The 24,689-nt window shown below is 39.9% G+C and carries 20 protein-coding genes and 1 tRNA gene; 20 read left to right on the top strand and 1 reads right to left on the bottom strand.

From position 1 onward, the window contains the following. Positions 1–60: 60 nt before the first annotated feature. Complete coding sequence (gene glgB, locus G585_RS0113290; protein ID WP_022775631.1) at positions 61–2,517, top strand: 1,4-alpha-glucan branching protein GlgB; 2,457 nt, start codon at positions 61–63, stop codon at positions 2,515–2,517. A gap of 66 nt (positions 2,518–2,583) precedes the next feature. Here glgB and G585_RS0113295 read toward each other — a convergent pair. Next, positions 2,584–2,656: transfer RNA gene (locus tag G585_RS0113295), tRNA-Thr, on the bottom strand. Positions 2,657–2,792: 136 nt separating this feature from the next. Between G585_RS0113295 and G585_RS0113300 the strand changes: the two genes are divergently transcribed. The 19 genes from G585_RS0113300 to G585_RS18175 all read left to right on the top strand — a co-directional run bounded on the left by G585_RS0113300 (position 2,793) and on the right by G585_RS18175 (position 24,087). Continuing rightward, positions 2,793–3,317: an adenine phosphoribosyltransferase gene (locus G585_RS0113300; RefSeq protein ID WP_022775632.1), complete on the top strand. Its 525-nt coding sequence runs from the start codon at positions 2,793–2,795 to the stop codon at positions 3,315–3,317. A gap of 5 nt (positions 3,318–3,322) precedes the next feature. Then, entirely contained in the window at positions 3,323–5,602 is a 2,280-nt protein-coding gene (locus tag G585_RS0113305; protein WP_022775634.1) for a RelA/SpoT family protein, read from the top strand. Then, the gene (locus tag G585_RS0113310; protein ID WP_022775635.1) at positions 5,602–6,258 is read left to right on the top strand and encodes an MBL fold metallo-hydrolase; all 657 of its coding nucleotides are present in this window, start codon (positions 5,602–5,604) and stop codon (positions 6,256–6,258) included. Before G585_RS0113305 ends, G585_RS0113310 begins: the two co-directional genes overlap by 1 nt. 37 nt (positions 6,259–6,295) lie before the next feature. Next, positions 6,296–7,732 (top strand): coproporphyrinogen dehydrogenase HemZ, encoded by a 1,437-nt coding sequence (hemZ, locus tag G585_RS0113315; RefSeq protein ID WP_022775637.1) that lies wholly within the window; start codon positions 6,296–6,298, stop codon positions 7,730–7,732. A gap of 132 nt (positions 7,733–7,864) precedes the next feature. Continuing rightward, positions 7,865–8,983: a DUF5692 family protein gene (locus tag G585_RS0113320; RefSeq protein ID WP_022775638.1), complete on the top strand. Its 1,119-nt coding sequence runs from the start codon at positions 7,865–7,867 to the stop codon at positions 8,981–8,983. Then, on the top strand, positions 8,983–9,651 hold the full coding sequence (gene hypB / locus G585_RS0113325; RefSeq protein WP_022775640.1) for a hydrogenase nickel incorporation protein HypB: 669 nt from the start codon (positions 8,983–8,985) through the stop codon (positions 9,649–9,651). The genes G585_RS0113320 and hypB overlap by 1 nt, the downstream gene beginning before the upstream one ends. Positions 9,652–9,720: 69 nt before the next feature. Next, positions 9,721–10,065 carry a hydrogenase maturation nickel metallochaperone HypA gene (locus G585_RS0113330; protein ID WP_022775641.1) on the top strand — a complete coding sequence of 115 codons (345 nt, stop codon included), beginning with the start codon at positions 9,721–9,723 and terminating at the stop codon, positions 10,063–10,065. A gap of 141 nt (positions 10,066–10,206) precedes the next feature. Beyond that, a complete protein-coding gene (locus G585_RS0113335) occupies positions 10,207–12,960 on the top strand; it encodes an FAD-dependent oxidoreductase (RefSeq protein WP_051143003.1) in 2,754 nt (917 codons plus the stop codon). A 133-nt stretch (positions 12,961–13,093) separates the two neighbouring features. Further along, a complete protein-coding gene (topA, locus tag G585_RS0113340) occupies positions 13,094–15,193 on the top strand; it encodes a type I DNA topoisomerase (RefSeq protein ID WP_022775644.1) in 2,100 nt (699 codons plus the stop codon). Between the two features lie 166 nt (positions 15,194–15,359). Next, the gene (gene codY / locus G585_RS0113345) at positions 15,360–16,139 is read left to right on the top strand and encodes a GTP-sensing pleiotropic transcriptional regulator CodY (protein WP_022775646.1); all 780 of its coding nucleotides are present in this window, start codon (positions 15,360–15,362) and stop codon (positions 16,137–16,139) included. A 223-nt stretch (positions 16,140–16,362) separates the two neighbouring features. Beyond that, the gene (flgB, locus tag G585_RS0113350; protein WP_022775647.1) at positions 16,363–16,758 is read left to right on the top strand and encodes a flagellar basal body rod protein FlgB; all 396 of its coding nucleotides are present in this window, start codon (positions 16,363–16,365) and stop codon (positions 16,756–16,758) included. 14 nt (positions 16,759–16,772) lie between these two features. Beyond that, a complete protein-coding gene (gene flgC, locus G585_RS0113355; protein ID WP_022775649.1) occupies positions 16,773–17,219 on the top strand; it encodes a flagellar basal body rod protein FlgC in 447 nt (148 codons plus the stop codon). Positions 17,220–17,232: 13 nt separating this feature from the next. Then, positions 17,233–17,577 (top strand): flagellar hook-basal body complex protein FliE, encoded by a 345-nt coding sequence (locus G585_RS0113360; protein WP_022775650.1) that lies wholly within the window; start codon positions 17,233–17,235, stop codon positions 17,575–17,577. Between the two features lie 194 nt (positions 17,578–17,771). Beyond that, the gene (fliF, locus tag G585_RS0113365) at positions 17,772–19,391 is read left to right on the top strand and encodes a flagellar basal-body MS-ring/collar protein FliF (protein ID WP_022775652.1); all 1,620 of its coding nucleotides are present in this window, start codon (positions 17,772–17,774) and stop codon (positions 19,389–19,391) included. 17 nt (positions 19,392–19,408) lie between these two features. Next, positions 19,409–20,449, top strand: coding sequence for a flagellar motor switch protein FliG (gene fliG, locus G585_RS0113370; protein ID WP_022775653.1), 1,041 nt, complete (start codon positions 19,409–19,411; stop codon positions 20,447–20,449). Then, entirely contained in the window at positions 20,442–21,323 is an 882-nt protein-coding gene (locus G585_RS0113375; RefSeq protein WP_022775655.1) for a FliH/SctL family protein, read from the top strand. Before fliG ends, G585_RS0113375 begins: the two co-directional genes overlap by 8 nt. Positions 21,324–21,325: 2 nt before the next feature. Continuing rightward, entirely contained in the window at positions 21,326–22,684 is a 1,359-nt protein-coding gene (fliI, locus tag G585_RS0113380; protein ID WP_022775656.1) for a flagellar protein export ATPase FliI, read from the top strand. 6 nt (positions 22,685–22,690) lie between these two features. Continuing rightward, a complete protein-coding gene (locus G585_RS0113385; RefSeq protein ID WP_022775657.1) occupies positions 22,691–23,149 on the top strand; it encodes a flagellar export protein FliJ in 459 nt (152 codons plus the stop codon). Beyond that, on the top strand, positions 23,149–24,087 hold the full coding sequence (locus tag G585_RS18175; RefSeq protein ID WP_022775659.1) for a hypothetical protein: 939 nt from the start codon (positions 23,149–23,151) through the stop codon (positions 24,085–24,087). Before G585_RS0113385 ends, G585_RS18175 begins: the two co-directional genes overlap by 1 nt. The last annotated feature ends 602 nt before the right edge of the window (positions 24,088–24,689 follow it).

A 24,689-nucleotide genomic window follows, 5' to 3' on the forward strand; every position in this document is an offset into this window, starting at 1 on the left:
TGAAATTCACGTTTTTTGATCATATTTTCTTATTATAAATTACCCAATGGGGAGGGAGACATGAATAATAAGCTTTACAAGATGATGAATTGGCCTGAGATTGAGGAAATTATCTATTCTGATGGCGACAATCCACACAGAATTCTGGGAGCTCATAAAGTTGGCTCAAATTATCTTATTCAGGCTTTTTATCCTGATGCAAAAGAGATAAGTGTTTTGGTTGAGAATACCAAAAAGATTTATCCTATGGAACTTGCAGATGAGGCGGGTTTTTATGCTGTTTTGGTTCCATACATCGAGAAGTTTAGATATAAACTCGTGATCACAGATGTTAATGGGGTAGAGACAACTGTAGATGATCCATATGCTTTTGGACCGTATATGGACAGAGAGGATTTTATAAAATTTGGCAGTGGTATACACTACCATATCTATGAAAAACTTGGCGCACATCCTATGAAGAGGGGAACTGTTCAGGGAACTCTTTTTGCTGTTTGGGCGCCTTCTGCTGCAAGAGTAAGCGTTATTGGTGATTTTAATAATTGGGATGGAAGAGTATGCCAGATGCATAGGCTTGACCCAATTGGCGTATTTGAAATCTTTGTTCCAGGTGCTAAGGAAAATGATGGATATCAGTTTGAAATCAAGACCAGGAGCGGTCTTATCTTCAAGAGACCTGATCCATATGCAATGCTTAGCCGCGGTGAGAATGGCATGATCTCTGTTATCAGTGAGAGAAAATCTATTGTCTGGAACGATTCCAAGTGGCTTGCACAGAGAAGAAAATTTGATCTTGATGAAGCACCACTTTCAATCTGCGAGATTTCTATCGATGCTTTTGCCGGAAGACATGAAGGCAGGAGTACAATCGAAGAAATCACTTCTGATATTCTCGAGTATGTACAGAATCATGGCTTTAATACTATTGAGCTCATGCCTGTAATGAAACACGTTCCGGGACATTTTTATCATATTCTGGATTTCTTTGCTCTTGATGATTCAAATGGTACTCCTGAAGAGTTCATGAAATTTATCGATGCATGCCATGCTGCAGGTATAAGAGTTATCCTCGACTGGGTTCCTACATTTTTCCCTAAGTCATCTTGCGGTCTTAGTAGTTTTGATGGAAAGTGCCTCTATGAGTATGAGGACCCAAGGATCGGTGTTCATCCAAAGTCAGGGGATCTGATATTTGATTATGGCAGAAAGGAAGTTACTAACTTCCTTATTTCCAATGCTTTATACTGGATTGAGAATTACCACATTGATGGCCTTAGAACTTCTGACATTTCAAGAATTCTTTATCTTGATTATGACAGAAAGCCTGGTGAATGGATTGCTAACATATATGGCGGCAATGAGAACCTGGAAGCATTGGAATTCCTTAAACAGCTCACAACTGTCATTCATAAAAACAATCCGGGGGTCGTTCTCCTTACAAAAGAGACAGCTTGTTGGCCACAGGTTACTGATTCTGTAGATGATGGTGGCCTTGGATTTGATTATAAGTGGAACAACGGCTGGACAAGGGATTTCCTTTCTTATATGCAAAATGATCCGCTCTTTAGGGCTGGTCACCATGATGAGCTTACTTTCAGCATTATTTACAGTTATACTGAAAGATTTGTTCTTGGATTCACACATGAAGAGCTTGAAAAGGGCCTTGAGGGACTTTACTATCTGATGCCTGGCGATTCAGTCCAAAAGATGGCTAATCTGCGCCTTGCAATCAGCTATATGATGGTTCATCCAGGTAGAAAACATCTGTATATGGAGCCTGATGCCCTTACGGTAGATCAGTCTGTATTTGTTGAGAATATGCTCTCAAAGCTCAATAAGCTCTATTATGATCATGATGCTCTTCATCAGCTTGACAGCTCTGATGGTGGCTTTGAATGGATCAATAACATGGCTACTGATGAATGTATGCTTTCATTTGTAAGAAAAAGCAATGATTCAAAAGAAATGCTTCTTGTAGTTGCTAATATGGCCGGCGTCGAAAGAACTGTTGAAATTGGTGTTCCTGCTGACGGAAGATATACAGAGATCTTCAATAGTGACGATCTTTCTTATGGTGGAACAGGTGTTTTAAATGAAGGTAAAAAGGAAGCAAGAAGAAAAGAGGTAGATGGCCGCGATTATTCATTGTCTATTAAGATTGGTGCAGTATCTCTTTGCATCTTTAGCTATGTTCCTTATACTGAACAGGAGAAAAAGATCCGTGCCATAAAGGAAGAAGAGGAACTTAAGAAAGAGGCTGAGAGGCAGGAAAAACTCGCTGCTCTTAAGGAAATGCAGAGCAAAGAGGAAGAGAGAATCTTAAAAGAACTTAAAGAAAAATATGAGAGAGAACTCTTGGAACAGGAAAAGGCAATAGAAGAGAAATATGAAAAGATAGAAGAAGAGAGAATTTCTACTATTGTATCTGCTGATGCCATAAAGAGTCTTTCTTCAAAGAAAAAGACAGTAGCAAAAACATCTAAAAAAACTACAACTAAAAATTCTAAAAAGAAATAAATAAAAAAATAAAAGCTGTGAAACCGGGCAATGTTTGATTTCACAGCTTTTTTTGCAAAAAAATAAAGCTGGAAATGGGACTTGAACCCACGACCTACTGATTACGAATCAGTTGCGCTACCAACTGCGCTATTCCAGCCTGCACAAGGCACAAATTAAATTATACATTCCACAGCATGGATTTACAAGTAAAATTCAGAATTAATTATACTAATGTGCAGTATTTGTGCTATAATTTTAAATTGAAGTATTGTTTTTATTAGAGAGGATCGAATATGAAAGAACTTAAAGATTACGTTAGAACCATTCCTAACTTCCCTGAAGAAGGAATTATGTTCAGGGATATAACATCTGTTTTACAGGATCCTGATGGATTTAAGCTTGCAATCGACGAGATGACAAGACTTGTTGCAGATCTTGATTTTGATGTGGTTCTCGGAGCTGAGTCAAGAGGATTTATTTTCAGCGCACCTATTGCTTATCAGAGAGGCAAGGCACTTGTTCCTGTTCGTAAAAAAGGAAAACTTCCTTGCGAAACAGTAGAAGTTGAATATGATCTTGAATACGGCACAGCTGTCCTTGAGATACATAAGGATGCAATCAAGCCTGGACAGAAGGTACTTCTTGTTGATGACCTTATGGCTACAGGTGGAACAATCGAAGCTATGATCAAGCTTGTAGAACAGCTTGGCGGCGAAGTTGCAGGTATTCTTGTTCTTATGGAGCTTAAAGGCTTAAAGGGAAGAGAAAGACTTAGCAAATACAGACTTGATGCAGCAATCAGCTACGAAGGGAAGTAATTTTAATGGTACAAAACTTCGACGACGGAAAAATTGAAGCCATTGAGGAATTTCAATCGCCGGATGTGCTGTATGAAGGACTTATAGCAAGAGTAAGAAAATATCATCCATCGGATGATATTTCTCTTATTGAGAAGGCATATCAAAAGGCGGCTGAAGCACACAGAGATCAAAGACGTAAATCGGGTGAACCATATATAATTCACCCTCTTTGTGTTGCAATAATACTTGCAGATTTAGAGCTCGATAAAGAAACTCTGGCGGCAGGTCTTCTTCATGATGTCGTTGAGGATACTATATGCACTAAAGAAGGGATTCAGGAGGAGTTTGGAGAGGATGTAGCTCTTTTGGTAGATGGAGTTACAAAACTGACTGCTTTGCAGCTTACAACTGACAGCGCCGGCAAGACTCAGGAACAGCTTGATATACAGGCACAGAACCTTAGAAAGATGTTTCTTGCCATGGCAAAGGATATCAGAGTAATTCTGATAAAGCTTGCGGACAGGCTCCACAATATGCGTACTCTTTCTCATATGCCTCCTGAAAAGCAGTCAAGGATTGCGCAGGAGACCCTTGATATTTACTCACCTATTGCAGGAAGACTTGGTATCAGCCGTATCAAGGTTGAGCTTGATGATCTTTCGCTTAAATATCTTAAACCTGATGTTTATTATGATCTTGTTGAAAAGGTTGCAACAAGGAAGAGCGAGAGGGAAAAATACGTTGAGGACATTTGTGAAAATGTTCGAGATGCTATTTCTGCTGCAGGTATTACAGGCGATGTCAACGGCAGAGTTAAGCACTTCTTTAGTATATATAAAAAGATGCGCAACCAGAATAAGACTCTGGATCAGATCTATGATCTGTTTGCTATCAGGATAATAGTTGGTACTGTTAAGGACTGTTATGCGGCTCTTGGCGTTATACATGAGATGTATAAGCCTATTCCCGGCAGGTTTAAAGACTATATTGCCATGCCAAAGCCCAATATGTATCAGTCTCTTCATACAACACTTATAGGCCAGACAGGTCAGCCTTTTGAGATACAGATCCGCACTTATGATATGCATCGTGCAGCTGAATATGGTATTGCGGCTCACTGGAAATATAAGGAAGCTTCAGATGGTAAAAAGTCTGAAAGTGGCGAGGAAGAGAAGCTTATCTGGCTTCGTCAGATATTGGAATGGCAACAGGACATGTCTGATAACCAGGAGTTTATGAGCCTGTTAAAGAGTGATCTTAACCTCTTTTCAGAGGATGTGTATTGCTTTACTCCAACCGGCGATGTAAAGAATCTTCCTGCCGGTTCAACACCTATCGATTTTGCATACAGTATTCATAGTGCCGTGGGCAATAAGATGATCGGTGCCAAGGTAAATGGCAAACTTGTGCCCATTGATTACAAGATTCAAAACGGTGACAGAATTGAAGTTATCACCAGCCAGAATTCAAGAGGCCCCAGCAGAGACTGGCTTGCGATCGCTAAATCTACATCTACCAAAAACAAGATCAATCAGTGGTTTAGAAATGAACTTAAAGAGGAGAACATAGTCAAGGGACGTGAACTTCTCATTGAGTACTGTAAAAGTAAGGGCATAGATCTTTTCTCTATTTCAAAACCTGAGTTTCAGAATATTGTTATAAAGAAATATGGTTTCCACGATTGGAACGCTGTTCTTGCAGCTGTTGGACACGGCGGGCTAAAGGAAGGCCAGATTGTAAATAAGATGCTTGAGCTTAATGATAAAGAGCACAAGCGCAATATTACCGATGAAGAAGTACTTGCAGCTGTAGCTGAATCCAATGTAACACCGCAGGTTTCAGGCTCTGACAATGCAATAATTGTTAAAGGCGTTCATGATGTGGCTGTAAGATTTTCAAAATGCTGCAATCCTGTTCCAGGTGATGATATATGCGGTTTCGTTACTAGAGGACGAGGCGTATCTATTCACAGAAGAGACTGCGTCAATGTTATCAAGATGCAGGAAGAGGACAGATCAAGGCTTATTGAGGCCAGATGGCAGTCTGATTCTCAGTCCTTTGGCAAGTACGCAGCTACTATCAAGATATTTGCCAATAACCGAAGCGGACTTTTGGCTGACATATCACGTGCACTTACTGAGAAAAATATCGATATCATTTCCATGAATACAAGGACCAGTAAGCAGGGACTTGCAACAATGGAAACATCTTTCCAGGTTTCATCAAGAAATCAGCTTAGAGAGATTGTCGATAAGATCAGGCAGATTGACAGCGTCATTGATATTGAGAGGACTACAGGTTGATGGAAAAGGCTTTATCTATTGGAATGTTTACTCTTGGCATGGTTGGAACAAATTGCTATTTTGTTTATAAGCCTGATGCTGATTGTAACACGGATGATTGTAAGCATGTAATTTTTTTTGATCCTGCTGATCAGGGCAAAAAAATATATGAGAAGCTATCAGAAAATGGTTTTGTTATAGACCTCATCCTTTTGACTCACGGACACTTTGACCATATTGGCGGCGTGGAAGAGCTTAAAAATCTTTCGGGCGCCAAGGTCTATTGCTATGAAAAAGAACAGGCTATGTGTAAGGATGCATATCTAAATCTCTCAAACGATTACAATATGCACCTTAAGATTGTTCCGGATGGTTTATACAAAGATGGTGATACAATTTCGGCCGCAGGTATGAGCTGCAGACTGATCGCAACTCCGGGACATACTTCGGGTAGCTGCTGTTACTATTTTGAAGAGGACGGCATTCTGATAAGTGGAGATACCCTGTTTGAAGAATCTGTTGGAAGAACTGATTTTCCTACAGGCTCTACAAGTGAGATAATCAGATCCATAAAAGAAAAACTCCTTGTTCTTCCTGATGAAACTGTAGTTTATCCGGGACATGGTGAAATTACAACAATAGAACACGAAAAAATGTATAATCCGTTTGTTATTTAATGCGGATTATATTTTTTTGATGTATTTGAGGCTTATTATGCAAGTTGTTTTGATTAAAGAAGATAAGTACACATACGATATTCATTCCCTTTATAAGGCTTTTTATCCAACTGAGGATGTAAAGGTTATTTTAGAGAACGACCTTGATAAGATAGATGAAGTAAAAAGGCTAAATTCTGATATCACTGTTTCAAGTGTTGATGTCAGTGTTTCAAAAAATGAGCTTAAAAAGAGCATCTATCTGGATCTTTCTGCAAAGACTGGGAAAAATCTACCTTGGGGAAATCTTACCGGGATAAGACCTACGAGGATAGTCATGAACCTCATCGAAGAGGAAAAGAGCGACGATGAAATTGTCCAATACATGAAAGATACCTACTGTGTATCGGATGAAAAGATTGCTCTTAGTCTTAAGATTGCCCACAGGGAAAAAGAAATACTTAAATGTATAGATTACAAGAATGGCTACAGCCTTTATCTGGGAATACCTTTTTGTCCTACAACATGTTTGTATTGTTCTTTTACATCCTATCCAATAGGAGCTTTTTCAAATATTGTGGATGATTATATTACTTGTCTTGAAAAAGAAATTGATTATGTTGCAGAGAATTTTAAGGACAAAACATTGGACACCGTCTATATAGGCGGAGGTACACCTACAACTCTTGAGCCTCACCAGCTTGAAAGACTTATCGGATACCTTAAGTCAAAGCTTGATTTTTCAAAGGTAAAAGAGTTTACAGTTGAGTCGGGAAGGCCTGACTCTATTACAAGAGATAAGCTTAAAACCATGAAAAAGATGGGTGTGACAAGAATTTCTGTAAATCCTCAGACTATGAGGGATGAGACCTTAAAGCTCATAGGAAGGAGACATACAGTTTCTCAGCTTATCGATGCTTATAATATGGCTAGAGAAGAGGGCTTTGATAACATCAATATGGATATTATCCTGGGACTTCCGGGCGAAGGCGCCAGTGATGTCGCTTATACAATGGAAGAGATTAAAAAGCTTGATCCTGATGACCTTACAGTGCACTCACTTGCTATAAAAAGAGGCTCTAAGCTTGCTGAGATCATGGAACTTGCCAAACATAGAGGCAAAGAAAGTGCTTCTGGTTCTTTTGATGACAATAAAGATATTCTTGATGATATAAAGAATACAGAAGAAATGATGGAGATCGCCTTAAAGGGAGCAAGGGATATGGGGCTTGAACCCTATTACCTTTACAGGCAAAAAAATATTTCCGGTAACTTTGAAAATACCGGATATGCCAGAAAAGGTAAGGCAGGTATTTATAACATTTTGATCAATGAAGAGGTTCAATCCATTGTTGCGCTTGGAGCCGGTACCGTTACAAAGAGAGTTTACGGGTATGATGGCAGAATAGAGCGATGCGATAATGTGAAGGATGTAAAACTCTACATGGAGCAGATCGATGAAATGATAGATAGAAAGAGGAAACTGTTTTTGTAAGAATCAGTGCCCCAATTTGCCTTAATTTTTTCTAAAGAGATTGAAAGATATTGTGCAATATGCTATCATATTGATAATAAAATGACGATATTGCTCAGAAAAATAAAAATGCAATATCAAAGGAGGTTTTTTATGCTATTCCAACTTTATAGCAACCATGCGGCTATGCAGCTCATTGGATGGGTGTTGGTATTCTGTGGTCTTATTCTTATGAATGAGATTGGTCGTAGGACCAAAACTGGTGGAATCGTTGTATTTGTAGTGATTCCATGTATCTTAACTGTTTATTTTATTCTGGCACATTTAGGAATGTTCGGTGGTGCATCAAACCCAACCGTAGCATTCATGGATGGATGGTTCCATTACTTCAAGCTTTATGCTGCTGATATCGGCTGCGTAGGCTTTATGATGATCAAGTACAAATGGGGTATCGGCAAGGAAAAATGGTTTGCATGGTTCCCATGGTTCATCGTTGCAGCAAACATCATGATCGCTAACGTTTCTGATATGGAATCTGCTCTTGCAGCTTTCTCAATCACAGGAAACTTAAGTGGTGCATGGTGGGCATCTAACGAAGGCGTATTTATTTACGGCGGATGGTGGAACGTTGTTAATGCTCTTGCAGGAATGATCAACATTTTCTGTATGACAGGTTGCGTTCACCTTTATACATCTAAGGACAAGAACGAGTCAGATATGCTCTGGCCTGATATGACAATCTGGTTTATTCTTGCATACGACGTATGGAACTTTGAGTATACATACCTCAACCTTCCTACACATTCATGGTACTGTGGTGTTGCACTTCTTCTTGCTCCTACATTTGCAAATGCATTCTGGAACAAGGGTGCATGGATCCAGAACCGTGCTAATACACTTGCTATCTGGTGCATGTGGGCTCAGGTTGTTCCTGCATTCCAGCTTAGTTCAAAGTTTGCAGCAGCACTTCCTTCAATCTACGGTGGAGCTACAGCAAACGGAATTACAACAATGGATCTTTATGACAAGGCAATTAACCTTTACAACTCAGGTGCCGGCAAGACAGCACAGGCAGGCGAAATTATCGCTAGCATGGGTATAACTGCTGATCCTAGAGCTCAGGGTGTTGTTGCTATACTTGCTATCGTTATCAACGTAATTTGCATCACTGAGATCATCAAGAGATCTATCAAACTTGGCAAGAACCCATATGCAAATGAAGTATTCGGCGATACAAAGGACTTCAAGCTTGCAATGGAGCGTGCTAAATAATGGATAATGTTAGAGTTATTGAAGTAAAGCGCAGCATATTTGAAAGCAACGATAAGGATGCTGACAAACTGCGCCAGGAGCTTAAGGAGAGCAAAACATTTCTTTTGAACTTAATGTCTTCTCCTGGATCAGGTAAGACAACTACCTTGAAAAAGACAATTGAGCTTCTGAAAGATAAATACCGCATTGGCGTCATGGAAGCTGACATTGATTCAGATGTTGATGCCAAGACAATTGCGGCAACCGGTGTTAAGGCAATTCAGCTTCATACCGGTGGTATGTGTCACCTTGATGCTGACATGACAAGACAGGGAATCAGAGAGCTTGATACAAGCGATGTTGATTTTGCAATTCTTGAGAATGTTGGAAATCTTGTCTGCCCTGCAGAATTTGACACAGGAAGCACCAAGAATGCTATGATCTTATCTGTTCCTGAAGGACATGATAAGCCACTTAAGTATCCTTTGATGTTTTCAATTTGTGATGTGGTTTTAATAAATAAGATTGATGTTATGCCTTATTTTGACTTTGACCTTGAAAAGGTAAAAGAAAATATCCTGTATAGAAATCCTAATGCGAAGATAATTCCTATCTGTGCAAAGACTGGTGAGGGCATGCAGGAATGGGCTGACTGGCTATCAGCTCAGATTGATGAAGCTATAAAATAAATGGCAATAACAAGATGGGGATGCCAGGCGATCAACTTCGCCCGGCATCTTCTTGGGTAAAGGATAATTATGCACGAGCTTGGCGTTGTTTTTCGTATAATTGATGATCTTACTGAAGTAGGTAAAGAGAATGAACTTGAAAAGATTCATTCTGTAACTTTACAACTGGGGGAAGTGTCCGGAGTAGTCCCACATCTTTTGACAGATGCATGGAAATGGGCTTCGGATAAAACTGAGCTTATGAAAGGCTCAGAGCTTATTATCGAAACTCTTCCTGCAGTCACATTCTGTGAGGACTGCAAGAGTGAATATGAAACTGTAGCGCATGGTAAGATCTGCCCTAACTGTGGCAGCGAGCACACATATCTCTTAAAAGGCAATGAATTTATGATAAAAGAGATAGCGGCTACGTAATGAGTTTTTAAAAGGAAAATGGTAGGTAGAGAGATGAATATGAATGATATGGATATGAAGGATTTAACAACTCCATATTCCCTTGATCCAGGACGTAATAAGGTAGATCCAAGGGCTGGAATCATCCCTGAATGGGTTGATATGAATGCACCTTTTCGTGAACCACTGGCAAAGTTTGCGAAGGTAGTTACTGACAGAAAAAATATCAAACTTGGAATTGAAAAAATAACAAAAGAAAGCCCTGAATACTGGGGCCTTTACAATCTTATCACTGACGCTCAGTGTGAGATTGCACTTAAGATGGAAAAACGTAAGCCAAAGACATTTGAGGAAATTGCAGCTCTTTGCCCTGAGTACTCAAAAGAAGAGCTTCAGAAACAGCTCGATGAAATGTCTTATAACGGTGTTATAGAGTGGAACTACGAGAATGAAAAACGTGAGAAACAGTACGTCCTTCCTATGTATGTTCCTGGTTCTGCTGAGTTTGGCAACATGAACTCAAGAGTTATTGAGGCTCATCCAGAGGTTGGACCTTTCTTTGAGAGAATGAGTCGTATTCCGCTTGAAGGACTTACTCATATGGTTCCTATGGGCGGAGCAGGCGTTGGAATGCATGTAATTCCTGTAGAAAAGGCTATCAATATGCAGGGAGAGTCAATTGACCTTGAGCATATTTCATATTGGCTTGACTACTATGAAGGAAAGTATGCAGCTTCTCCATGCTCATGCAGAAGATCAAGAAAAACATTTGATCAGGGTTGTGCTGATGATCCTGAAGGATGGTGTATTGCTGTAGGTGATATGGCTGACTACGTAGTTGAAACTCAGAAGGACGGTCGCTATATTACTAAAGAAGAAGCTCTTGAGATCTTCAAGCAGGCTGAGGACAATGGCTTTGTTCACCAGATCACAAACATTGACGGGCAACACAAGATCTTTGCTATCTGTAACTGTAATGTAAATGTATGTTATGCCCTTCGTACATCACAGCTCTTTAACACACCTAATATGTCACGTTCAGCTTATATTGCTCACGTTGATAAGGAAAAGTGTGTTGCATGTGGACGATGCGTTGAGGTTTGTCCTGCCGGAGCAGCAACTCTTGGACAGAAGCTCTGCAAGAAGGATGGAAGCGAAGTAGTTTATCCTAAGATGCCACTTCCAACTGAGAAAAAGTGGTCACAGGATATGTGGACTGAAGATTATCGTGATATCAACCGTATCAATACTCACAAAACAGGTACTGCACCATGTAAGACAGCTTGTCCTGCACATATTCCTGTTCAGGGATACCTTAAGATGGCTGCTCAGGGAAGATATGATGAAGCTCTTGCTCTTATCAAGAAATACAATCCACTTCCTGCTGTTTGTGGTCATGTATGTAACCGTCGTTGTGAGGATGCTTGTACAAGAGGAACAATCGATCAGGCAATCGCTATCGATGAAGTTAAGAAGTTTGTTTCAATGCGTGACCTTAAGTCAGAGACACGCTACATTCCTGAAAAGGTAATTCCTAAGATTGGTGGTGGCTTTGATGAAAAGATCGCTATTATCGGTGCAGGTCCTGCAGGTATTTCTTGTGCTTATTACCTTGCACTTAAGGGATATAAGCCAACTATCTTCGAAAAGAACAAGAAACCGGGCGGAATGGTAACTTATGGTATTCCATCATTCGTTCTTGAAAAAGATGTTGTTGAAGCAGAAGTTGATGTATTAAGAGAACTTGGCGTAGATATTCGTCTTGGAGTTGAAGTTGGTAAGGACATTACCCTTAAAGAGCTTCGTGAGCAGGGATACAAGGCCTTCTATATCGCTATCGGATGTCAGGGTGGCCGTGGTGTAAACGTTCCTGGAGAAGATGCTGAGGGCGTACTAAAGGGTGTTGATATCCTTCACGCTGTAATAGATGATGAGAGCTACAAGCTTACAGGTGATACAGTTGTAATCGGTGGTGGTAATGTTGCTATCGATGTCAGCCGTACTGCAATCCGCTGTGGCTCACCTAAAATCACACAGGTTTCTCTTGAAACACGTGATATTATGCCTGCTCTTCCTGAAGAGATCGAGATTGCTGAATCTGAAGGAATTGAGTTCAAGGGCGGTTGGGGACCAAAAGAAATCCTCACTGAAAATGGTAAAGTTAAGGGTATCGTATTCAAGAAATGTACTCAGGTTAAGAATGCAGAAGGAAAGTTTGATCCTAAGTATGATGAGAATGAGACAATGGAAATTGCATGTTCCAACGTTATTCTCTCTGTTGGTCAGGCTACTATCTGGGGCGATCTTCTTAAGGACGAGAATGTTGAATTTAGAGGCCCGGCTCCTGTAGCTGATAAAGTTACTTTCCAGACAACTGTAAAGGATATATTCGTAGGCGGTGATATGTTCTATGGACCAAGATTTGCCATCGATGCAATTGCATGTGGTAAAGAAGGCGCTGAGTCAATCCATAGATTCGTACAGCCTCATTCATCACTTACAATTGGCCGTGATCCTAACTTCTTCATTGAACTTGATAAAGATGATATCTTAGTAAAGGATTATGATCATGTTGGACGTCAGCAGGCAGGTATAAAGAAGCCTGAAGATGGTAAACTTTCATTCCGTGATACAAAGATTGTATTCACAGAGGAACAGGTTAAGAAAGAGACATCTCGTTGTCTTGGCTGTGGGGCATCAATTGTTGATCCTAACAAGTGTGTTGGCTGTGGACTTTGCACAACACGTTGTGAATTTGATGCTATCAAGCTTACAAGAGATAATCCAGATTGCTCTACAATGAGAAAGGCGGAAGATAAGCTTAAATATATTCTTCCTAACGGCATTAAGCAGGCAGTCAGCAGACCATTTGTTAAAAAGACTCCTAAAGAGACAGCATGGCTTTCTGATAAGTAATTTAATAGAAAAATGATAAATTAACCAAGGATTAAGTCAGGTACGTTATAATCGGTACTTGACTTAATCCTTAAAAATGTTTATTAATAAGAAAGTTAAACTTAAATTTTTTATGAAGGGGTAAGCTATCCTAATGGCAACTAGTAAAAAGACATCAGAAAAGAAAACATCACTTCTTATAGTTGAGTCACCTACAAAGGTTAAGGCTATCAAGAAGTTTCTTGGCTCAGGTTACGAAGTAGCTGCGTCAAACGGTCACGTAAGAGATCTTCCGAGAAGTCAGATGGGTGTTGACGTAAATAATGATTTTGAGCCTAAATATATAACAATTCGCGGTAAGGGTGATGTTTTGGCAGCCCTTAGAAGACAGGTAAAAAAAGCAGATAAAGTATATCTTGCAACCGACCCGGACCGTGAAGGTGAGGCTATTTCCTGGCATCTTATTTCTGCCCTAAAGTTAGATCAGGCAGATGCCAAGATTCAGCGAGTTACATTTAATGAGATCACTAAAAACGCTGTTAAGGAAGCCATGAAGCATCCAAGAGATATTGATATGAATCTCGTAGATGCCCAGCAGGCAAGACGTGTCCTTGACAGAATGGTGGGATATAGTATTTCACCACTTCTTTGGAATAAGATCAAAAGAGGTCTCAGTGCTGGCCGAGTTCAGTCTGTAGCTCTCAGGATCATTGCTGACAGAGAAGAAGAGATTGATTCTTTTATACCAAAGGAATACTGGACACTTGATGTTAATCTTAAAGTTCAGGGCGAAAAGAAACCTCTCGTTGCTCACTACTACGGAAGTGGCAATGATAAAAAAGAGATTGAGAATAAAGAGCAGCTCGAAAAGATTATGAAGTCTTTAGAGGGCGCGAAATATACAGTTTCAGATGTAAAGAAGGGTGAAAGAACCAAGAAGGCTCCACTTCCATTTACAACATCAACTCTTCAGCAGGAAGCTTCAAAAGCGCTTAATTTCTCAACACAAAAGACAATGCGTGTTGCTCAGCAGCTCTATGAAGGAATAGATCTTGGCAGTCAGGGAACTGTAGGTCTTATCACATATCTTAGAACTGATTCTACCAGAGTATCTGATGAAGCAGTGGCATCAGCAAATGAATATATTTTGGAGAACTTCGGTGAGAAATATATTGCCGAAGGTTTGGCAGCTAAAAAGAGTGATGTGAAGATTCAGGATGCTCATGAAGCAATCAGACCTTCAATCATTACAAATACTCCTGTAAAGGTTAAGGATTTCCTTTTAAGAGATCAGTTCAGACTTTACCAGCTTATCTGGAGAAGATTTATGGCAAGCCGTATGGCAGCTGCCAAATATGAGACTACATCAGTTAAGATTGATGCAGGAGAGAGCAGATTTACTGTATCAGCTTCAAAGACAGTATTTGATGGTTTCTTAAATGTTTATACTGACGAAGATGATCAGATTGAAAAGAATGTGCTCATGAAGAATTTGGATACAGATACAAAGCTTTCCTTTGATTCTTTTGAAAGCGCACAGCACTTTACACAGCCTGCTCCTCATTATACAGAAGCTTCACTTGTTCATGATCTTGAAGCCCTTGGTATCGGAAGACCTAGTACCTATGCTCCGACAATTTCAACGATCATGGCAAGACACTATATTACAAAAGAGAATAAGAGTCTTTATATAACTGAGCTTGGACAGGCGGTTAACAAGATGATGATGGAGGCTTTCCCTCAGATTGTCGATGTAAACTTCACATCTAACATGGAAGCGCTTCTTGATGGAATTGCAGACGGTAATGTTAAATGGAAGACTGTTATTGAGAATTTTTATCCTGATCTTGAGGAAGCGGTTAAAGCAGCTGAACAGGAGATGGAAAAGATACAGGTTCAGGATGAAGTTACAGATGAGATCTGTGATAACTGCGGAAGAAACATGGTTATCAAATATGGCCCTCATGGTAAATTCCTTGCCTGCCCAGGTTTCCCTGAGTGTAAAAACACTAAGCCATATTATGAGAAGATTGGTGTTGCATGTCCTAAGTGTGGAAAAGATGTTGTTCTTAAGAGAACCAGAAAGGGCCGTATGTTCTATGGATGTATAGATAATCCTGATTGCGATTTCATGTCCTGGACAAAGCCTGTTTCTGAGAAATGCCCTAAGTGTGGCTCATTTATGGTTGCAAAGAGTAACAAGGTAACATGCACAAATCCGGATTGCGGATATGTCGGTGAACTTAAGAAGTAAATAATAATTTTCAGAAATCTTTAGCTTTTTTTCATAATTGTAGGCGCTTCAAGGTTTGAAGCGCCTATTTTTTTATGATATGATAACAATAGTGTAATTGTGCTATATACGTAATAACGTTCACAATTTCAACTAAGGGGGAAATACATTCTAAAGGAGAAACGTCATGAGTAGTGTACAGCTACTGGATAAAACCCGCAAAATTGGAAAACTGTTGCATAACAGCAATTCCGGAAAAGTTGTTTTTAATGATATTTGCAGGGTTCTTTGCGACATTTTATCCTCAAATATGTTTGTTATCAGTAAAAAAGGTAAAGTGTTGGGTATTGGTGAAAGCGCAGGAGTTGAGTCGCTTAGTGAACTTTTGGTAGATAATGTTGGTTCTTTTATTGATCCAATGTTAAATGAAAGACTTCTGACAATTCTTTCTACAAAAGAAAATGTTAATCTTGAAACTCTGGGTTTTGAAGGAATTGATTCTTCAAAATTCCAGGCGATAATTACTCCTATTGAGATTGCAGGTGAGAGACTTGGAACGCTTTTTATCTATAAAACAGATGTACCATACGATATAGACGATATTATTCTTTGTGAGTATGGGACAACAGTAGTTGGACTTGAGATGCTCAGGGCTGTCAACGAAGAAAATGCAGAGGAGAGCAGAAAACTTGCTGTTGTTAAATCTGCTATAAGTACACTTTCTTTCTCTGAGATGCAGGCAATCATTCATATATTTGATGAGCTTGACGGAATGGAAGGCGTACTTGTTGCAAGTAAGATCGCAGACAGGGTTGGAATAACAAGGAGTGTTATTGTAAATGCTCTCAGAAAATTTGAAAGCGCCGGCGTTATAGAATCAAGATCTTCAGGCATGAAGGGAACATACATTAAAGTCACAAATGATGTTGTTTTCTCTGAGATCAAGAAGCTTAAACAAGAAATCTAAATAGCCGATAATATATGTGAAAAATATATTTCAGGATGGACATTGATGAAAGGATTTATCTATGCAAGGTAAATCCTTTTTTATTTACTTTATTTTGTATAACCAAACATGGCTGAACACAATATGAAGTATGTTTTACTTGTATTTTGTTTATAAAAATCATATTATTAATATATATAAGTTAAATTGACCGTATTGTGTTCTGATTTAATAAGGGGGCTCTGTGATCAATAGTAATGTATTTGACTATATTAACGTAATGGATAAGGCGGCAGATGCTTCCTGGACCAGGAACGAGATTATTGCCAACAATATTGCTAATGTGGACACACCGGGATATAAACGTCAGGATCTGAATTTTGAAGATGAGCTTGAGAGGGCTCTTGGACATTCAAGATACAAAAGTATGGATGCCAAAGTTTCGGACCTTAAGGACAAGCATTTACAGGCAAGGGTAGTTAATGACTATTCAGGTTTCTCATACAGATATGATAAGAACAATGTAGATATTGATACTGAAAGCGTAATGCTTGCAGCAAACCAGATCAAATATCAAGGCTTAATGGCCGGAATTAAGTCTGAGTTTTCAAATCTGCAGCTTGTTTCTAAATCTTCATAAAGGAGGATTAAAGTATGAGCATATTTGATTCTTTTAACATTAACTCATCAGGTATGACAGCCCAGCGCTTTAGAATGGATATAATATCTGAAAATATTGCTAATGCTAATACAACAAGAACTGAAGATGGTACTCCTTATGTCAGAAAGGTTGTTAGATTTGAAGAAAAGGGTACACAGACTCCTTTTTCAAGAATCCTTAATGAACGACTGGATCATTACTCTGGAACCGGAGTTAAGGTAACAACAGTTCAGGATGATACCTGGACTCAGATGAATGTTGTATATGATCCTTCACATCCTGACGCAGATGCAAATGGATACGTAACATATCCAAATGTAAATACTGTTACAGAGATGACAAACCTGATCGATGCAAGTAGATCATATGAGGCAAATGCAACTGCTTTTAATGCAAGCAAAAACCTGGCTTCAAGAGGCCTTGAACTTGGACAGGGTTAATGGAGGGTAGCTTATGGCATCTCTTGATATCTCTCAGCTTCGAAATGTAACATCAGGAGCTGTAAAAAATGCAGAAAAGTTGAATAGCAGAGTTTACAACGTGCTAGGCGATGACGGCAAGGGGAATGAGCAGGCTTTTTCAATTATTTTTGACAGAGCTGTAGAGAATATTCATACTACGAATGCTTATTTGTCAGATGCAGAAAATGAAGAGATAAAGTGGTCTTTGGGACAGACGGATAATACGCATGATCTTTCTATTGCGCTTCAGAAGGCACAGACAGCACTGCAATACACAGTAGCTGTGAGGGATCGTGTCCTTGCTGCATACAGAGAGATTACTCAGATGCAGATTTGAGCGATATAAGGAATGAGTAAATATGATGATGTGCTTGCACAAATCATCATATTTATGAAATGACTGAACGGACATGAGGAAGTAGCGCGATAGCGCGGATTCCGAATGTACGTAGGATTGCGAGAGCGAAGCGGAGCAATCCGTATATCGCTCAATACTATTAGTTTTCTTAAGTTTATGGGGAGGGAGAATGCATGGCTGATAGATTAAAGGCCTTGTGGCAAAAAATTCTCGACTGGTGGAATCAGTTTACTGCCAAGCAAAAGACCCTTATTGTGGGTGCGGGCTCGGTAATACTGCTTACCATTATCATTTTGGTTTCTGTTCTGAACCAACCTCAATATGTGTTATTGGTCAATGCCAATTCAACAAAAGAAGCTTCAGAGATAAAGGAGCTTCTTGATTCTAATTCCATAAATTATAAAATGTCAGATGATGGCTTGGAATTTAAAGTTCTGAAAAAAGATCAGGGCAATGCAAGCCTTCTTTTGGGTGCTAATGACATCCAATCTTATGCTTACAGTATCGATAATGTTACTGACGGCAGTTTTTCCACCACAGAATCAGATAAACAGAAAAAATATGTTCTATATCTTGAAAGTCGGCTGGAGTCGGATTTCATAAACAGATTCACTGATATTAAGAGTGCTAATGTCCAGCTTCATATTCCTGATAATGATGGTACACTTATTGGCAATCAGGAAGAGTCCTCAGCAAGTATTTTGCTTGAGCTCGATGATAATGCTACCTTTAATGAAGACAATGCAGCTTTTCTTGCAAGAGCTGTTGCCAAGGCAATAGGCAATACTTCCACAAAAGATATTGTTATTCTTGATACTAATGGAAACATGCTTTTTGCTGGTGATGAGGACAGTACTATTTCCGGAATGGCAAGTACGCAGCTTTCTTTAAAAGCCAAGGCAGAACAGCTTGTAAAAAATGAAGTAAAGAAAGTTCTTTTGGGAACTAAGCTTTACGATAATATTGAAGTTGCAAGTAATCTGGTGATGGATTTTTCACATGAGGAAACAACTGAGCATAACTATACACCTGCAGAGGATCAGACCCAGGGTGTTTTATCCCATGAAGATACATATAATGCTGAAAATGTTAATGGGGTCAGTGGCATTCCTGGAACTGATACAAATGCAGATAATGAAACTACTTATGTGACTCAGGATAATACGAATTCAACATCAACTATAACTGAAGAATCAAGAGATTATCTCCCAAATGAAAAAATAACTACAAGAACCAATCAGCCTGGAGCTATTCAATATGCAAGCTCATCAATTTCGGTCACAGCTATTAACTACGTTGTTGTAAAGGAAGAGGATTACGACAGCGCAGCAAATAACAATATGACCTGGAAAGAGTATAAACTTGCCAATGCTGAACCTGCAGTTTTAACTGTTCCTGTTGAAGTTATTGATGTAGTATCCAAAGCAACAGGCATAGATTCTGCTAATGTTGCAATGGCTGCATATACTGAGTATGTATTTTTTGACAGAACAGGTGCTAATATAACTGTCACAGATATCCTGCAGATTGTAATGATCCTTATTATTTTAGGACTCCTTGCATTCATTATTGTCAGAAGCATGTGGACAAAGAAACAGACGCAGGAAGAAGCAGAACCGGAACCTTTGTCTGTGGAACAGCTTCTTGAATCGCAGCCTGAAGAATCCCTCGAGGATATTGAGATGGATACGGGCTCTGAAACAAAGAAACTTATTGAGAAGTTTGTTGATGAAAATCCGGAAGCTGCTGCAGTTCTTTTACGTAACTGGCTTAATGAAGACTACGGTCTATAACTAAAGGGGAAAAGGGTATGATGGATACTGAAGTTTCTGCTGGAGAAAGCTCCTTAACCGAGGGCTTTACCGGTACACAAAAGGCAGCAATTCTTCTGATCGCGTTGGGACCAGAGAAATCATCTGCAATATTCAAACATCTAAAGGACGAAGAAATTGAGGAGCTTACCCTGGAGATTGCGAATACGCGAAGCGTTACTTCGCAGATCAAGGAAGCTGTTCTTGAGGAGTTTTATGGCGTCTGCCTTGCTCAGCAGTATATTGCAGAAGGTGGTATCAGTTATGCTAAGGAACTTCTTGAAAAAGCTCTTGGTGAAGACAAGGCTCTTGATGTTATCAGTAAGCTCACTGCTTCACTTCAGGTTAAGCCTTTCGAATTTATCAGAAAAACAGAGCCCTCTCAGATACTTACATTCATTCAGGATGAACATCCGCAGACAATCGCTCTTGTTCTATCCTACATGTCACCTGCTCAAAGTGCCCTTATTTTGTCAGCACTTCCACCTGACAGGCAGGCTGATGTTGCAAAACGTATAGCAGCAATGGATAGAACGAGCCCGGATACAATAAAGGAAGTCGAAAAAGTGTTAGAATCAAAGCTTGCTTCTTTGGTAAATCAGGACTTTACAATTATCGGTGGCGTAGATGCAGTCGTAGAGATCTTGAACACTGTAGATCGTGCAACCGAAAAACATATCATGGAAACTCTCGAGATCGAAGAGCCGGAACTTGCAGACGAGATCAGAAAGAAAATGTTCGTATTCGAGGATGTACTTCTTTTGGACGACCGTTCAATACAGAGAGTGCTGCGTGAGGTTGAAAATGCTGACCTTGGTCTTGCTCTTAAGGGCGCAACCGAGAATGTACAGACTGCTATCTTTAACAACCTTTCAAAGCGTCTTGCGGCCATGATCAAGGAAGATATGGACTTCATGGGACCTGTTCGTATGAAGGATGTTGAGGAAGCTCAGCAGAAGATCGTTAACGTTATCAGAAAGCTTGAAGATTCCGGTGAAATTGTTATTTCCAGAGGCGGAGGTGATGAGCTAGTTGTCTAATCTTTTTAAAGGAGCTTTTATAAGCTTTGATGAATCAGACGCCCGGATAATTGATAACAATGAGCTTGCAAATAAGAAAATCGAAGAGTTTCAGGAGCAGGAGCTCAAAAGACAAAGAGCAATGATGGCCGAAGATGAAGGCCTTCCTACTGAGGGAGACGAAAACTCTGATTTTTCTCCAGGGATTGATATGGAACAGCTGGATCAGCTCACTGAAGATCAGAGTATTCTTGGCGCTTCTAACGAGGATCCGCAATTCGATATGGAAGCCATGCAGGCTGAAATTGATTTTAAACTTCAGCAGGCCTCAGAGCAGGCTGAAGCCATTATAAACGACGCACAAAATCAGGCAGAGGAAATAAAACAGGAAGCTATAGAACAGGGGCATCAGGAAGGTTATGATGCCGGTTACCAGGAAGGTATGGCTGCTGTAGAAAGCCTTAAAGCTGATATTGAAGCCCAAAGAGAAGGGCTTGAGAAGGAATATCAGATGCTTGTTGATGAGCTTGAGCCTGAAATGGTCGATGTTCTTACACAGATTTATGAGCACGTGCTTGGAATAGAGCTTAGGGATGATAAGGGGATAATCCTTCATCTTCTTAAGAATACACTTTCCAGGATAGAGCCGGGAAATGACCTTATAGTCCATGTTTCGTCTGATGATTACGATGAAGTAATGGATGAAAAAGAGGCTTTGAATGCATGTGTTACGTCTCCGAACACTACAATGGAGATCATAGAAGACCCTCTTCTAAAGGAAAATGAATGCATGATAGAGTCAGACAGCGGAGTATTTGATTGTAGCCTCGGAGTTGAGCTTTCAGAGATTTCCAGAAAGCTTAAATTATTATCTTTTGACAGAAAGAAGAGATAGATATGTTAGTATCTTCAGTTGATTTGTCAAAATATAAAAAGATGCAAAATGCGCCATTTTATCGCACTCGTGGTAAAGTGGTAAATGTTATTGGGCTGACTATAGAGTCAGCAGGTCCGGATGCAAAGCTTGGCGATATATGCCTTATCTATCCCAAAAAGAAGGACTCTGATACAGGAAATGAGTATCAGCCAAAGCCTGCTATGGCCGAAGTTGTGGGCTTTAAGGACAATCATGTGCAGCTGATGCCTTACGAGAACACAAGTGGTATAGGAAATGGTTCGATAGTTGAAAATACAGATTCACCTCTTCGTGTTAACGTTGGAGAGGGGCTTCTTGGAAAAACACTTGATGGTCTTGGAAGAATTGATGGTACAAGCTATGGAAAAGGAGTAGCCCTTGAAGGCGGCGTTGCATATTCTGTTGAGAATCAGCCGCCAGATCCAATGACGAGAGATCCCATATCTGATGTTTTGTCTCTTGGTGTAAAAGCTGTTGATGGCCTTTTAACAGTTGGTAAAGGCCAGAGAATCGGTATATTTGCGGGATCAGGTGTTGGTAAATCCACACTTCTTGGAATGTTTGCAAGAAACACTCAGGCTGACATAAATGTTATTGCTCTTATTGGAGAGCGTGGCAGGGAAGTCAGAGAATTCATAGAAAGAGATCTTGGTGAAGAAGGCATGAGGCGATCTATTGTTGTCTGTGCCACATCTGATAAACCGGCCCTTGAGAGATTAAAAGCTGCAAAGACCGCAACTTCGATTGCAGAGTACTTTAGAGACAAGGGAAAAGACGTACTTCTTATGATGGATTCCCTTACCCGTTTTTCAATGGCACAGAGGGAAATAGGGCTGGCAAGTGGTGAGCCTCCTGTTTCAAGAGGTTATCCGCCGAGTGTATATGCTGAAATGCCTAAACTCCTAGAGAGAGCTGGAAAGTCCAGGAAAGGCTCTATTACGGGCCTTTATACAGTCCTAGTTGATGGTGATGATATGAATGAACCCATCACAGATACAGCCAGAGGTATATTGGATGGGCATATAGTCCTTAATCGTAAGCTTGCGCAAAAGAATCACTATCCTGCGATAGACGTTCTTGCAAGTATTTCCAGATGTATGTCTGCAATTGCAGATCCTGAGCATAAAAAAGCTGCTGGAAAACTAAAAAATGTTCTTGCAACTTATAATGACGCTGAGGACCTTATAAATATCGGTGCATACAGGAGTGGAGCCAATAAAAATATTGATTATGCAGTTTCTAAAATAGAGCTTGTCAATTCTTTTCTTATGCAGGAGACTGATCAAAAGTTTACCTTTGAAGAAATAAGACAGACTCTTATAGATATGTTCAGGGATTGATAGCCTATGGCAAGATTTAATTACCGTATGCAAAGTGTCCTTAATATCAAGCAAAAAACTGAAGGACAGGTAAAAATGGAATTTGCCAATGCCCAGGCAGAGCTTAATCAGCAGCTTGATATTCTGGATGAATATGTCAGAAGAAAAGAAAATTATCTTTTGGAGGCTGAAGAACTCAGAAATGCAGAGAGTTTAAAGCTTCAGGATATATTGGATAATCAGTATGCTACAGCTCAAATGGATGTAATGATTGCGTCTCAGGCAAAAGTAGTTAAGGAATACGAAAAAAAAGTCGAAAGAGTAAGAGTAAGATTAACAAGGGCAATACAGGAGAGAAAGATGCAGGAGACCCTTCGTGACAGGGCTTATGCAGAGTATTTGGAAGAAGAAAAACAGGAAGAAGCTAAAGAGAATGATCAGCGAACCAGCTTTACCTATGGACAAAGAGGAGATAAAACTAGATAATGGCTGATAACAATCTGACTATGGCGCCTGATGATCCTAAGGCGGCCAAGAAAAAACTTGCAGCTGATAAAAAAGAATATAAGAAAAGATTAAAAGAACAGAGAAAAGAGCAAAAGGAAAAAGAACAGGAATTTGCGGAACGGTCAGCGGAAATCAATGGTGATAATGCCGGTGGTCTTGCTACTTTGGTTATTTCTTTTCTCATTATTCTCATATGGCTTGCTATAATGGCACTTTTGATCAAACTTGATGTTGGTCATTTTGGTTCTGAGATTTTAGCGCCGCTACTTAGGGACATTCCCTATGTCAATCTGATTCTTCCTGAAGGATCCGTACAGACTACAAAACCTGAAGCTGTGGTAGATTATAGTAATGCCGGATCCAGCGCTGCAGGAATTGAAAACATGGATGAAGCTCAGGCATATATAAAGAGACTTGAGCAAGCACTGCAGGCTGAGATGGAACAGAACAGCAGCTATGCTTCTTCAATTGAAAAGCTTCAGGCTGAGGTTGCAAGACTTGAACCTTTTGAGCAGCAACAAAAGAAATTTTATGAGGAGCGTGCATCTTTTTACGAGAGTGTGGTTTATGGCGATTATGCTCCTGATGCAGCGGCGTATGCTTCGTATTATGCTATGATTGATCCTGATACGGCAGCTGAGATCTATAAAAAGATCATTCAGGGAGATGTGGATGATGCTGCTATAAAGGCATTTGCAACTACCTATTCAGGTATGAAAGCAAAAAAAGCAGCTGAAATTTTCGATGAGATGGTTGCAGAGAATCAGATTGAACTTGTGGCAAGAATACTGGCTCAGATGAGTGTTGAAAATAGAGGTGATATTCTTGCAGCTATGGAAAAAGAAAATTCTGCAAAGCTTACGCAGCTGTTAGAACCAAATGCACTGGAACAAAAATCAACAAAAGTTACAGGATAATGAGATATTTACTATCATTTAATTTCTTAAAAGAAATGTGATTTGCTTTGAAGTATAGAATTGGGAGAGTATTTTGAAATTAGGCTTTTGCTTATATCAAAATCCTCTCCCATTTGTATAGTACGTAAGTAATTGGCCCCGTCCGCCACCATTGACTGAACCTGGGGAAAACGCCTTGGTCTGCGAGCCGACGGTGAGGATGATGGGAACAGTTGTTAGATTCATGCACCGTCGGATTCAGCATTGTAGCGTTTTCCTCAGAACCCGTCAATGGCAAGCACCTGCGGTGTGGCTGGGTGTCATTGCCTCGGGCTCTGACTCCGAGAACAGTAGGGATGGCTGAAATTGAATCAGCTGGAGACTTGGGATATTGAAAACATAAAGATTTACCTGGCTATAGCATGCTGCGAGAGATTTTTCTCGATTTTCATGCCTTGTGCAGAGGCTTCTGACATGATTTGGAGATTTTTTGCAAGTATCACATGCTTTGTATAGTGGTTCAGACATGTTGTTAGTGATTTTGACTCAGATACCATGTCTTTGCTTAGTAATTCGACATGCTGTGTCAGATTTTTCTCATAATTTCATGCCTTGAATAGAAT

The organism is Butyrivibrio sp. AE2015 (assembly GCF_000420825.1).
Lineage (GTDB): Bacteria > Bacillota > Clostridia > Lachnospirales > Lachnospiraceae > Butyrivibrio.